Source organism: Shewanella sp. H8 (assembly GCF_040285065.1).
GTDB lineage: Bacteria > Pseudomonadota > Gammaproteobacteria > Enterobacterales > Shewanellaceae > Shewanella > Shewanella polaris.
Genome location: NZ_CP157213.1, coordinates 1132705 through 1146833, shown reverse-complemented (window position 1 = coordinate 1146833; position 14129 = coordinate 1132705). Strand labels below are relative to the sequence as shown.

10 protein-coding genes are annotated in these 14129 nt (G+C 39.6%); 6 read left to right on the top strand and 4 right to left on the bottom strand.

The annotated features are described in order from the left end of the window. Positions 1–27: 27 nt before the first annotated feature. Positions 28–1473, top strand: coding sequence for a M20/M25/M40 family metallo-hydrolase (locus ABIS04_RS05020; protein ID WP_350432786.1), 1446 nt, complete (start codon positions 28–30; stop codon positions 1471–1473). A 374-nt stretch (positions 1474–1847) separates the two neighbouring features. Here the strand turns inward: ABIS04_RS05020 and yaaA are convergent, their stop codons facing one another. Together yaaA and ABIS04_RS05010 are read right to left on the bottom strand one after the other, a co-directional pair. Continuing rightward, a complete protein-coding gene (yaaA, locus tag ABIS04_RS05015) occupies positions 1848–2624 on the bottom strand; it encodes a peroxide stress protein YaaA (protein WP_350432785.1) in 777 nt (258 codons plus the stop codon). 101 nt (positions 2625–2725) lie between these two features. Further along, complete coding sequence (locus tag ABIS04_RS05010; RefSeq protein WP_137227321.1) at positions 2726–4162, bottom strand: sodium:alanine symporter family protein; 1437 nt, start codon at positions 4160–4162, stop codon at positions 2726–2728. 539 nt (positions 4163–4701) lie between these two features. On the opposite strand from ABIS04_RS05010, the gene ABIS04_RS05005 reads away from it, so the two are divergent. The 5 genes from ABIS04_RS05005 (at position 4702) to ABIS04_RS04985 (ending at position 11972) form a co-directional block, all read left to right on the top strand. Continuing rightward, on the top strand, positions 4702–7068 hold the full coding sequence (locus tag ABIS04_RS05005) for a phosphoketolase family protein (RefSeq protein WP_140233609.1): 2367 nt from the start codon (positions 4702–4704) through the stop codon (positions 7066–7068). A gap of 393 nt (positions 7069–7461) precedes the next feature. Further along, entirely contained in the window at positions 7462–8589 is a 1128-nt protein-coding gene (locus tag ABIS04_RS05000; protein WP_350432784.1) for an OmpA family protein, read from the top strand. A gap of 295 nt (positions 8590–8884) precedes the next feature. Next, positions 8885–9838 carry a transaldolase gene (gene tal, locus ABIS04_RS04995; RefSeq protein ID WP_137222257.1) on the top strand — a complete coding sequence of 318 codons (954 nt, stop codon included), beginning with the start codon at positions 8885–8887 and terminating at the stop codon, positions 9836–9838. 15 nt (positions 9839–9853) lie between these two features. Continuing rightward, a complete protein-coding gene (gene pgi, locus ABIS04_RS04990) occupies positions 9854–11491 on the top strand; it encodes a glucose-6-phosphate isomerase (protein WP_350432783.1) in 1638 nt (545 codons plus the stop codon). Between the two features lie 295 nt (positions 11492–11786). Beyond that, positions 11787–11972, top strand: a complete 186-nt coding sequence (locus ABIS04_RS04985) for a DUF3545 family protein (protein ID WP_137222261.1) — start codon at positions 11787–11789, stop codon at positions 11970–11972. Positions 11973–12107: 135 nt separating this feature from the next. Here the strand turns inward: ABIS04_RS04985 and ABIS04_RS04980 are convergent, their stop codons facing one another. Both ABIS04_RS04980 and thrC read right to left on the bottom strand, forming a co-directional pair. Next, positions 12108–12650 carry a hemerythrin domain-containing protein gene (locus ABIS04_RS04980; RefSeq protein WP_137222264.1) on the bottom strand — a complete coding sequence of 181 codons (543 nt, stop codon included), beginning with the start codon at positions 12648–12650 and terminating at the stop codon, positions 12108–12110. 177 nt (positions 12651–12827) lie between these two features. Beyond that, entirely contained in the window at positions 12828–14111 is a 1284-nt protein-coding gene (gene thrC, locus ABIS04_RS04975; protein ID WP_350432782.1) for a threonine synthase, read from the bottom strand. Between the last annotated feature and the right edge of the window lie 18 nt (positions 14112–14129).

Here is a 14129-nt window from a genome sequence, read left to right as displayed (position 1 = left end):
CATAGCTAAAATAATCAAAGGAAACTCATGAAAAAATATCAAAGAGTGACGCTGGTAGGAGCGATATTTGCCGCATTAATGGGTTGTCAAACCACAGGTTCCACCCAATCGAATACAACCAATTTAGAGATCAATAATTCAGATGATGCCAAAATTAGCCAACAATTAGCCAAGCAGGCTTTATCATCAAGTTTGAGTTATGACATTGTTGAGTCACTTACGGTTGAAGTCGGTCCGCGTTTAACAGGTACAGATAAAGATATTATCGCCGTTGAATGGGCCATGGAAAAACTGTGGTTGCTCGGTTTTGATAAAGTCTACAAAGAGTCGGTTCAAGTTCCAGCTTGGTCTAGAGGACATGCTCACGCAAGTATCGTGTCCCCTTATGAACAACCACTTGTCATTACCGCACTAGGTGGCAGCATTGGCACACCGGCTAAGGGTATTCAAGCGCCTATTGTTCGCTTTGATAGTTTAGAAGAGTTGTCCAATGCATCCCCAGGTCGTATTGAAGGAAAAATAGTCTTTATCGACCATAAGACCGAGCGACACATTACGGGTAAAGGTTATGGTGAAGCCGTTAGTGGACGCTCTCGAGGCGCTATAGCCGCAGCTCAAAAAGGTGCTGTTGCTATTGTTATCCGTTCTATTGGTACCGATCATGACCGAATGGCTCACACAGGTATGATGCGTTATGAAGAAGGCACGCCTAAAATTCCTGCGGCGGCTATGTCAAATCCGGATGCCGATTTAATTAATGCAATGCTAAAACGCGATCCAAATATCACCTTATCATTAAATATGACCTCAGAAAGCCTTGGTATTGCCACCTCTTATAATGTTATTGCTGAAGTCACGGGAAGCAGCAAACCTGATGAAATAGTTCTTATAGGCGCTCACCTTGATTCATGGGATGAAGGCACTGGTGCGATTGACGACGGTGCAGGTGTCGCCATTGTGACCACCGCAGCTAAACTTATTCAAGATTTACCACAAAAGCCTGCACGCACTATAAGAGTCGTATTATACGCGGCTGAAGAAGTGGGATTAGTGGGTGGTAAAGCCTATGCAGCACAACATGCTGATGAGTTAGATAAGCATTATATTGCAGCGGAATCTGATTTTGGCGCAGGACCGGTTTATAAAATTGACTTTAATGTTAATCCCGCCACTTTTGAGCAAGTTAAGCAACAACACTCTGCTATGACATTAAACGGGGTTGAATTAGGCAACAATCAAGCCTCAGGTGGACCTGATGTGTCGATACTGCCAGCATTGGGCGTACCTGTTGCATCGTTAAATCAAGATGGTACAGATTACTTTGATTATCACCACACCCCAAATGATACTTTGGATAAAATTGATCCTAAAAAGTTGGCACAAAGTGCAGCAGCTTATGTTCAATTTGCTTATATGATGGCGCAATCTGAAATTGATTTAAGACCCGTCACTAAGAAAAAAGGTCAGCACTAGCCAGTTTAACTCGTTCGAGTTCAAACTTAAAAACTAAAAAGCCCTTATTTAAGGGCTTTTTTATTGGTCAGCAAAAACTGATTATTCTTATCGTAAAGATTAGGGTCTGTTGATCTTTGCAGGTTGAATTTTGTTCGAGATAAAAACGTTTTAATCGAGGCGAGCGGATTGCTGCCTAGCAATCTAAGCTAAATTCGCTCAACAAAGAGTAAAACGTTTTTAGCCGAACCCTTCGGGCAGCGTTTGTTGGTCATTTTTACTGCGTTATCGACTTTTTATGTAGAATAACTACACCACAAAGTCTCTGCCTTGTACAAATGACCAACAATTCGCTGCAAAAACAACCTTGAAAGATCAACAGGCCCTAAAATAAGCTATTTTTGTTCATTGCGCAAAAACACGGGGTCTGCAGGCGTCGATTGCACTTCGCTGTAATAATAACCGTCGAGATCAAATTTAGTTAATTGTTCTACTGTCGTAGGTTTAGTGTCAACGATATAACGAGCCATCAATCCACGGGCTTTTTTGGCGTAAAAGCTAATCACTTTAAATTGGCCATTTTTACAATCTTTAAACACTGGCGTAATCAATTGCCCTTCAAGCTGCTTAACCTTGACTGATTTAAAGTATTCATTCGATGCTAAATTAACAATAATATCGTCGCCCTGCTCTTTCAATGCCTTATTCACTTCAGTAGTGATAGTATCGCCCCAAAAAGCATATAAGTTGCTTCCCTGTGGGTTTGCTAGCTTAGTGCCCATTTCTAACCGATACGGTTGAATCAAATCTAACGGTTTAAGTAAACCGTACAAACCTGATAAAATCCGCAGATGCTTTTGACTAGAGGCCATTTGCGATTCAGATAAATGATCGGCATCAAATCCTGTGTACACATCGCCTCGAAACGCGAAAATAGCCTGTTTGGCATTATCAAGGGTAAACGGTGGTTGCCAGTCAGCAAAACGCGCAGCATTTAGTCCGGCAATTTTATCGCTTACTTTCATTAAACTGGCAATATCCATTGGTGTTAATTCACGGCATACATCAATCAATGTTTGGCTTTGTTTAAGTAAACACGGTCGAGTATGGGTATTAGTGATAGGTGGATTTTCGAAATCTAATGTTTTCGCAGGTGAAACTAAAACCAGCATAAGTACGCTCCGGATAAAATCATAATGTCATCATACTGAACTGATATAAAAAAACCATGCTGTAGTAGCATGGTTTTTTCGATTACCTTAATAGGTAAATATTATTTTTCGGCCACCTCTTCAGAATTAGGCCAAATTTTTTCTTCTAGTTGTTCTGCTAGTTCAGGAAACTTACTGGTATCAAAAACGGGATCGATCCCCGCATCAATTTGTTCACGATAGTCATTAATGACTCGAATCGCGAGACTAGACAACAGCAACAGTGCAACAATATTAACGATGGCCATTAATCCCATTGATACATCGGCTAAATCCCATACCAAACTAATTTTAGCCAGAGAGCCAAACATCACCATACCTAAAACTACCACACGAAATATCGGTAGGGCTTTTTTACTATTACCCGTTAAGAACATTACATTTGTTTCTGCATAAGAATAATTGGCAATAATAGAAGTAAAACAGAAAAGTAAAATAGCAAAAGCAATAAATGCCCCGCCCCAATCGCCAACATGGCTAGTCAGTGCACTAATAGTTTTAGCAATACCATCAGAGCTAGATGCCGCATCACCAGATAATAAAATAATGGCTGCCGTTGCAGTACAAATAACAATAGTATCAACAAACACCCCCATCATCTGCACAAACCCTTGAGAGGCAGGGTGATTAGGGTTTGGTGATGCACTTGCGGCTACGTTAGCGGCACTGCCCATGCCCGCTTCATTTGAAAACAATCCTCTAGCAATACCAGCTTGCATTGCTTGGGCAACACTGTAAGCCACACCACCAGCAGCAGCTTCTTGCCAGCCAAATGCACTATTAATAACCAACATAAAGATATCGGGTAATTTTTCAATATTCATTGCCACTACAACAAAGGCAATAGCAATATAAGCAATTGCCATAATAGGCACGATGAGCTCAGATACTTTCGCAACCTTCTTAAGGCCTCCAACAATCACAAATGCACTGCAAATAACAATACCAATTCCAACGTAAACAGGCTCAAAACCAAACACTTGAGTCATTGCACCTGTAATGGTGTTAGCTTGGACAGCATTAAATACCAGGCCAAATGCTAAAATTAACAATAAGGAAAAAACCACCCCCATCCAACGCTGACCAAGGCCTTTCTCCATATAATATGCAGGTCCACCACGATACTGGCCATCACCATCTTTGACTTTATAAACCTGGGCAAGTGTTGACTCAATCATTGCGGTAGCCATACCAAGCACCGCAATCGCCCACATCCAAAACACTGCACCAGGTCCTGCTGCACCAATAGCAACAGCGACACCGGCCATGTTACCCGCACCTACACGTGCTGCCATACTGGTACAAAAAACTTGAAAGGATGATAACCCATGTTTACCTGGCCGACGGCTAATTGCCAATACTTTAATGCCATGAACAAAATGGGTGATTTGAATGAAGCCGAGACGAATGGTAAAAAACAATCCTGCTCCTACCAGTCCATAAACTAATAACTTGCCCCAAAGCAAGCTATTCATAAAATTAATAATCGTTTCTAACATCGCCATATTGACTAATCTTCCCTATTAATAGGTTATTATTTTTTATCAAGCCACTGCTATTAAGCCATTGCGCTGAATATAAATCACATAAGTAACAGACCAAGCACTTCATGTGCAAGCTGCTATATTTCAAACTGTAATACGAATACAAAGGTATTTGCGTAAAGTCGCCATTATAAAAGGTAATGGCCGTGGATTAATAGGTATTGATGGGTAATAACAGTGAATACGTAAGTCACATTAACAACGATAGACATTATCAAAGTAAATAATACTTTGAAGTAACACAAATTAAACAGAAAACCATAAGCGACACAAATCACGCTTTACCAATTTGATGTTGACAATCTATTTTTAAATCATTGTAAATCGTTATTAAGTTTCAATCAATTACTGATTAATGGACCAGAAATGCTATTTCAATGAAAAAGCATTGATCAAAAATTAGATAAAGGCCACATTATTGTAACAAAATTACAGATACTGTGTTCTCAAAGAAAGTTAATTAATTATTATTTTTACTTTAAACCGAGGTCATAATGACTAATTCAAATGAAATAATCGCGCTAAAAAAATACGTAAGAGCTACGAATTTCCTTGCGACATCGCAGATTTATCTCAAGCAAAACGTACTTTACAAGCGCCCTTTACAACATACTGATATCAAGCCTCGCCTACTAGGTCATTGGGGGACTTGTCCTGGAATTAACTTTGTCTACGCAAACATTAACCGTCTAATCGTTAAACATAAGCGTGAATTTATTTACCTTGTAGGCCCTGGTCATGGTTTCCCTGCCGTGCAAGCTAACTTATTTGTTGAAGGCTCGTTAAGCCATTTTTACCCAGAAACGATTCCTTATACAGAAACTGGTATTGAAGATATATGTAAGAAATTCTCAGCGGCTTATGGTTATCCATCACATGCAAACCCAGAAGCGCCAGGTCAAATCTTAGAAGGTGGTGAACTTGGTTATTCACTGTCTGTAGCATGGGGTTCTGTACTTGATAATCCAAATCTTATTGCTGCCTGCTTAATTGGCGACGGTGAAGCCGAAACAGGTCCATTAGCTGCATCTTGGTATGCAAACCGTTTAGTCTCACCTAATAACAACGGTGCTGTGTTACCAATAGTACATATTAACGGTTACAAAATTTCTGGCCCTACCCGTATGGGACGTATGAGTCATGAAGAACTGGATTTAGAGTTCCGTGGTCTTGGTTATCACCCAATCATCGTTGATGATGAAATGGAAACCGATATTTTTGAACAAATGACCGCTGCAATGGACTTGTCATATGACATGATTAACGATATTCAACGCCGTGCTCGTTCTGGCGAAGATGTCGTCAAGCCTCGCTGGCCTGTTATCTTAATGAGAACAGCCAAAGGTTGGACTGGTACCGCTGAATATGATGGTAAAAAACTAGCCGGTAACTGTGAGTCTCATCAGGTTATAGTGAGCAATTGTGCTAAAGATAAGGGCCACCTTGAAGCACTTGATAAATGGTTAGCAAGCTATAAATTCGATGAACTAGTACAAACAACTGAAAGTGGCGAACTTGTATTTGATAAAGACATTTTATCATTAATGCCACCAAAAGATTTATGTTGTGGTCGTCAACGCCTAAGCTACGGCGGAGAAGTGGTTCGTGCTTTAGCAAACCCAGACTTAAGTAAATTAGGTTATGGTTCTGAAACACATCGTGGCCAACGTGGTTTCTCGATGTTGAAAATGGGTGAATGGATGCGTGATGCATTCAAACTAAACCGTGATCAACGTAATCTACGTATTTTCAGCCCGGATGAAACTTATTCTAACCAGCTACAAGCAGTGTTTGAAGAAACTGACCGCGCATGGCAATGGCCAATCGAAAGCTGGGACCAAGATATGTCTCGCGATGGCCGTGTTATTGAATTGTTATCTGAAAACTTGTTATTTGGTATGTTACACGGCTACACAGTAACAGGCCGACATGGCATGTTCCCTACCTACGAATCGTTCTCACAGGTAGTGTCCTCAATGGCTGATCAATACTGTAAATACGTTCATGCAAGTCAAGGGATTCATTTCCGTAAGCCAATTCCTGCATGTAACATTGTGTTGTCATCACTATTAGAGCGTCAAGATCACAACGGTTATTCTCACCAGAATCCGTCTTTCTTAGGCGCAATGTTAGAAAAACATCCAGACATTATTTCAGCTTATTTACCTGCAGATGCTAACAGCACCTTGGTTTATACTGAACGAGCTTATGCTGACCGAGATAAACTTAATATCATCGTTGCCGGTAAAAAATCATTGCCACAATGGTTATCATTAGATGAAGCCCGTAAGCAAAGTAAAGATGGTGTAATGATATGGGATTTTGCTTCTGACGAAAATCCAGATGTTGTACTTGCAGGTTGTGGTGATTACGCCACTCAAGAATGTATGGCTTCACTAGTACTTATTCGTGAAATCTTACCTAGAGTACGTATTCGTTTTGTGAGCGTATCAGAACTTCACAGTGACGGCTTAGGTAGTATTAAATTCCAAAGCAAGCCTTGGATGATGGATGAAGTCTTCACTGAAGATAAAGGTGTGGTATTTAACTACCATGGTTACCCAAATACTATCAAAAAACTGGTATTTGATTATAAAGGTAACCGTCGCTTCCGTATTAAAGGTTATGAAGAAGAAGGTTCAACGACTACACCATTTGATATGGGTGTACGTAACGGTACTTCTCGCTACCATCTAGTTATCGATATGGCATACAAGTTATTCCAGCAAGGCGTTATTGATGAATCACAACATGTGACTATCACCACCGACATGCTGCAACGCTTGGTTGACCATAAAAACTACATAAAAGCACACGGTGTGGATCCAGAAGAAATCGAAAACTGGGTATGGACTCGTTAACTAGATACATTTTATTAACAAAAATACGCCTTTAGGGCGTATTTTTTGTTTTAACCCGCTCAAAATGTTGCATCTTTAGGCTATATCTCACTAACTTGTTAAATATAAAGATTATATTCACAATTTCCGACCATTTATTTTAAATTCAAAAAACAATGTTTACGCCATGTTTTAATTAGATTTTCTTAATTAACGCCAACTTTTTAACGATGACATTTTATTGACCATTACTAAAAATTAATCTTTTTACTATGGAAAAACATCTAATTACCGACCATAATTGCGCCGCTGGCTAAAATACAAAGGAACACCACATTAAGTGTCAGCAATGCATGACTATAACAACTCCGTTACATGCATAAATGGTGGAGTAAAATAACAATGGACTTAAATATGATGAAGAACACATTAAAAGTAGTATTACTCACATCTATGTTGCCTTTTGCTGCTTCTGCTGCAGAAGAACTAACGCCTTGGTATGTTGGTGCAGGTTTAGGCGTCAATAACTATGAACCAAATTGTGACCAAAAAACCATGAAAGTATGTGGTGAAGATGATCCATATGCTTGGGACGTATTTGGTGGTTATTTATTTAACGAATATGTTGGTATTGAATTAGGTTATCGTGACCTTGGCCGTGCTGAATGGACTGATTATTCAGACAAACGCAATGATGTTGGCGCTCGTGGCGTTGCATTAGGTTTTGTTGGTTTTTACCCTCTTGCAGACAAGTGGAGTTTATCGGCTGAAGCTGGTGCATTTAACTACCTAATCTCGAACAAAAAAGAATACAACACTGAATATTACAGTGATAGCGGTATTGCACCATACCTTGGTGCAGGTGTTGGCTATAACTTTACCGATAATTTAAAGTTACAAGCCAAATATCGTCGTTATGAAAATCTTGACGAAGAAAAGTGGGACACGCTTTCAATGGAAAGCAATTATTGGGGCCTTGAACTAAGCTACCGTTTTGGTGCTAGTACTCCAGCTCCTGTTGCCGCTCCTGTTGCCGCTCCAGTTGTTGCACCAGTTGTTGTTGCTCTTGGTGATGATGACAAAGATGGCGTAACAAACAACATAGACAAATGTCTAGACACTCCATCAACTCATAAAGTTGATGCGACTGGTTGTACTGTTTATGAAAACGTTACAACTAAGTATGACTTAGGTGGTATTTTATTTGCTAATGATTCAGCTGATATCCGTTCTGGTTCATTTGCTGATTTAGAAAAACTTGCTGATCATTTAAATAAATACCCGCAACACACTGTATCTATTCAAGGCCATGCGTCTAACGTAGGTAAAGCGGCATACAACATGAAGCTTTCTGAGCGTCGTGCGGTAGCTGTTGCAAATTCACTAAACAAAAAGTACGGCATTAGCATGAGCCGTATCAATTCTGTTGGTTACGGTATAACTAAACCAGTTATGCAAGGTAGCTCAGCTGAAGCTAACCGCGTTAACCGTCGTATTGAAGCAATCGTTACTGGTACTGAAAAACGTCCTGTAATGCGTTAATTGTCACAATAATACGCTACACTTTAAAAGTCGCTGCTTGCAGCGGCTTTTTTATTTTCAGAACAACCTAAACTGAATCTAAATGCGACTGTCATTGACCTTGCGGACATAATATTGCAAGTCACTTTCTACTTCATTAATCTATTCTGTCTTTTTAGCAACAATAATGGCGTTAAATAAGTAAAAATAACCGCTTTTTTCGTAATTTTTTTACAAATAAAGTTGGAATAATCCCTAAAATCGCTTCTAATAAAGATATTGATCTATATTCACTGCTTATCGAGAGGAAATTCCCATGGCCAACACACTCGCGCAACTCAAATCATTCACAACCATAGTTGCTGATACTGGCGACATAGAAGCGATTAAACGTTACCAGCCAGAAGATGCTACAACTAATCCATCACTTATTCTAAAAGCCTCTCAGATCCCTGAGTATGCTTTCCTTATTGAGAATGCAGTTGAATGGGCCAAAACTCAAAGCAACAATATTGAGCAACAAATTGAAGATGCGGGTGACAAACTTGCTGTGAATATTGGTGCAGAAATTTTAAAGCTCGTACCGGGCAGAATTTCAACTGAAGTCGATGCTCGCTTATCATTTGATAAACAACGCTCAATTGATAAGGCCCACAAGCTAATCAAATTGTACCAAGAAGCTGGAATTGATAAATCACGTATACTGATTAAATTGGCTTCAACTTGGGAAGGTATATGCGCGGCTAAAGAACTTGAACAAGCAGGCATCAACTGTAACCTAACTTTACTGTTTAGTTTCGCTCAAGCAAGAGCTTGTGCTGAAGCGGGGGTATACCTGATTTCACCTTTTGTTGGTCGTATCTTAGATTGGTATAAAAAAGATACTGGTCAAGAATATACTGCAGAAAACGATCCAGGAGTGGTATCAGTTACTGAAATCTACAACTATTATAAGCAGCATGGCTATAGCACTGTAGTGATGGGCGCAAGTTTCAGAAGTATCGGGGAGATTATTGAGCTAGCGGGTTGTGATCGTCTAACCATTGGCCCAGCATTGTTAGAAGAATTGGCTAACACTGATGTCAAAATCAGTCAGAAATTGATTGCTACTACAGCAACACATAGTGCGCCAACACCAATGACTGAATCACAATTTCGTTGGGCGTTTAATGAAGACCCGATGGCAGTTGATAAATTAGCCGAAGGTATTCGTAATTTTGCCATCGACCAAGGCAAACTAGAAGTGATGTTAACAGCAAAATTAAGCTAGTTGGAGGTTTTACTCGTGACGACACTGACTCAAAGTACGACTTGGAAAGCGCTTCAAACCCATACAAGTCAATTACCTCACATGCGTGAATTATTTGCTCAAAACCCACAACGTTTTGAACAAATGAGTGTTACGGCTTGTGGTCTGTTTTTAGATTATTCTAAAAACCGTGTGAACGATGAAACACTTAAGTTACTATTTTCGCTGGCTAAAGAAGCCAAATTAAGTGAAAAAATCACCGCGATGTTCAATGGTGATATGATAAACAACACTGAACAGCGAGCTGTATTGCATACTGCATTACGCAGTAAAGCCACTCAAACAATTATTGCTGAAGGCGTGAATATCGTTCCTGAAATACAACAAACATTAGCTAAAATGGCTAAATTTGTTGATTCAGTACAATCTGGCAATTGGAAAGGTTATACCGGTAAAGCGATCACAGACATTGTGAGTATTGGAATTGGTGGTTCGTTTCTTGGACCAAAAATTGTTTCACAAGCACTAAAACCCTATTGGCAAGGTGGGATTAACTGCCATTTTGTCGCTAACGTTGATGCTACCTCTCTTTGTGAAAAGTTAAAAAATCTCAATGCTGAAACAACATTGTTTATTATGTCGTCAAAATCCTTCAACACTCAAGAGACGCTCACAAATACACTCAGTGCCAAAGACTGGTTTTTGGCCCAAGGAGCAAGCCAACAAGATGTTGCTAAACATTTTGTGGCAGTAACGTCAAATGTGGCTAAGGCAACAGAGTTTGGTATGGACGCTAACAACATATTCCCAATGTGGGATTGGGTTGGTGGACGTTATTCGTTGTGGTCAGCCATTGGTCTACCAATAGCGCTACTTATTGGCATGGATAACTTTAAAGACTTGTTAGATGGTGCACATCAAATGGATGAGCATTTTACTAACACGCCTATTGAACAAAACATGCCCGTGATCATGGCAATGCTATCGGTGTTATATAGCAATTTCCATGGTTCTCAAGCACACGTCATTTTAGCTTATGATCATTATTTGCGGGGTCTACCGGCTTATTTCCAGCAATTAGACATGGAGAGTAATGGTAAGTCAGTGACCTTAGATGGTACTGACGTTGATTACAGCACGGGCCCAGTAATTTGGGGCGGTGAAGGCACCAATGGCCAACATGCTTATCATCAATTATTACATCAAGGTACAGCACTGATTCCTGCTGATTTTATCATGCCATTGCAAAGCCATAATCCGCTGGGCAAACATCATGATCAACTTGCGTCTAACTGCTTTGGGCAAACTCAAGCGTTAATGCAGGGTCGAACTTATGATGAAGCACTTGCTGAACTAAATAATAGTTCATTGGAACCCGCTCAAATAGCACTTATTGCCAAGCATAAAGCGATGCCAGGTAATAAACCGAGTAATACTCTACTGATGGACAAACTGACACCGAGCACATTAGGTGCGTTAATCGCGTTATATGAACATAGGACCTTCGTTCAAGGTGCAATATGGCAAATTAACTCATTTGATCAATGGGGAGTTGAACTAGGTAAACAGCTGGGTAATGACGTATTAGACCGTATTGGGGCACCAGAAGAGGCTAGTCAGTTAGACTCATCAAGTAATGCGCTGATCAATTTGTACCGTAAGGGACAGCTTTAATACTTAACCTCAATACGGAATAAACAGATAATTTATTACTGTTACCCTCCCGAACTGCGGTCTGTTAACACATTTGAGAAAAACCGTTGATAAAGCACCTTTAGCATTAATTGTTGAAGGTGCTTTTTTATGTTCAATATTCATTTAAAAACGCATCATAGAATATTAAAACCGCTGCAGAAATTCATCAAACTGTTACCGATTAGTAACATAAATGAAACTAAAGTATTGCAACCTATAGTTGAAATATGATACTTATTTATGCAGAGACATCATAATAACAAGGGAGGTTACCATGGATCGATTAGACTATGGTGGTGCGCTAGACGAAGTTGTTGAAAGACCAAGCCGCTCAAAAAGCTCATCAAAAAAACGCAAATGGCGTGAAATTGAAGCCATCAAAGATAAGCAGCGTTTACTCAAGGAATTACAAGATATTGACGATTCATTCAATTTTGACGTCAATACATTAATACTTTAATTGTATTCCGTCGCAGTTAACATTTAGCGATAAAATCCAGTAAAAGAGCGCATTCTGCGCTCTTTTTGTTGTTCAAGACTAGTGTATTAGTCATAAAATAAACACCCGTCACCTCAAAAGGAAACAACAATGGGATTATTTCTTGTCCGCATTTTCAATATAAACACGTAAATCTTCAAAAATCGTTTTGTCATTATCATTAAATAACGGATCGTCAATTAACCGTTTTTTGCATAAAACAGTGATTTTTTGCCAGTCACTATCATCGAATACCTTAACAAAATTTGGAAAAACATCTCGCTCTTCATACTGCATATGCGATAGCTGTAGTTTAATATAATCTTGCAGATCGTTAATCAATTTTTCCCGTGAAATCACCACATCAGATAGAATCATATTCAAGCTATACACTAAAGCGCCAGATGCTTCAGCTAAACGATGATGTTCGTTATACAATTGACCACAATTTGCCTGACCCGTTTTATTACTGTAGTAATCAAAAATGATATCTTCTAATGGATGATGACTGTGTTCAGCATAGCTCTGCATATACTCAACAATATCTCTAACCAAATGGAAATCAACTCCTTGCCCCTCAGCCAATCGAGTCAACTTATTTGAAAGAATATTTAACAAAGTGGCAATATTTTTATGATCGCGCATTAAACGTTGCAACATAATCGTCTCCCATTACCAATGAATTTATGTCTAAATAATAGCCAATAATATGCCATTTACTAATCTACACTGGTATAAACAATTTGAGGTATGACCCAGATCATAATATTGGAATTTAAAAAAACACCTTATATCAAGATAAGCGACATAAGGTGTTAGGTAGTTTAGTAGCCTTAATTATGTTAATACAGCAAACATATGGGCTTTAAGTTGTTCAAAATCGGCTGGCAACTGTGCCGACAAAATCTGTTTTTGCTCAACAGCAGCTAATTCAGGCGGCAATGGCAAATTAATCGCCAACTCACGGTCAACCACATCCTTAAACTTAGCTGGATGCGCTGTACCAAGAAACACTCCGGTTTCATTACCAACTAGACCAAGCGTTAATGCATGAGCCGCAATCGCTGCATGAGGCTCTGACAAGTAGCCCTGTTGATAAAGTGAAGCTAATGATCTAGCAGTATCTTCTTCAGACAGTGCAACACCTGTCACCAATGATAGAGGCCATCCCATTTGGGTACAAATGGCTTCAACACGGGGCCAATTACTTGGCTCTGATACATCCATGGCATTTGACATGGTTGCCACTGTTTTATGCGGTTGCCATTCTCCCCCCATTAAATATCGCGGCACGGTATCATTACTGTTGGTTGCTGCAATAAAGCGTTTAATGGGTAATCCCATCGCTTTAGCAAATAGTCCCGCCGTTAAGTTACCAAAATTACCACTGGGTACAGACATAACAATCTCATCTTGTCCGGCTTGCTTAGCTTGCACCACCGCTTCAAAGTAATAACAAATCTGAGCTAACAAACGACTTATATTAATTGAATTGGCTGAATTTAATGCTAAACCATCGCGAACATCACTGTCATCAAAAGCGTGTTTAACTAGCTCCTGGCAAGCATCAAAGTCAGATGTAACGGCTACGGTATGGATATTTTTACCTAATGTGGTAAACATCTTTTCTTGCAGTTCGCTGATTTTACCTTTTGGGTATAACACCATCACATTAACGTTATCCAAACCATAAAATGCATCCGCGACTGCAGCACCTGTATCACCCGATGTCGCGGTCAAAATGGTCAGTTTTCTATCGCCAGCAAGTAAATTGACACACTGCGCCATAAACCGAGCACCAAAATCTTTAAATGCTAAAGTCGGTCCGTGGAAAAGTTCTAAGCAAGCACGCTTGTCATCAACCTTAACTAACGGCACATCAAAGGTAAACGCCTTATCAACTAACTTATCAACACTCTCCTGACCTAATTCATCAGCTAACCAAGCCCCTAGGACTTTTTTACTTCGCTCAGCAAAGGGCAATGCCAATAATGCATCAATATCAGCTATTACAGGAATGGATTTTGGAAAAAACAATCCTCTGTCTTTGCCTAAACCAAGCTGAACCGCTTGACTGAAGTTCACCACCTGCGATGGGTGTTTTAAATTATATAATTCCATTGCGACTGCCTTTAAATT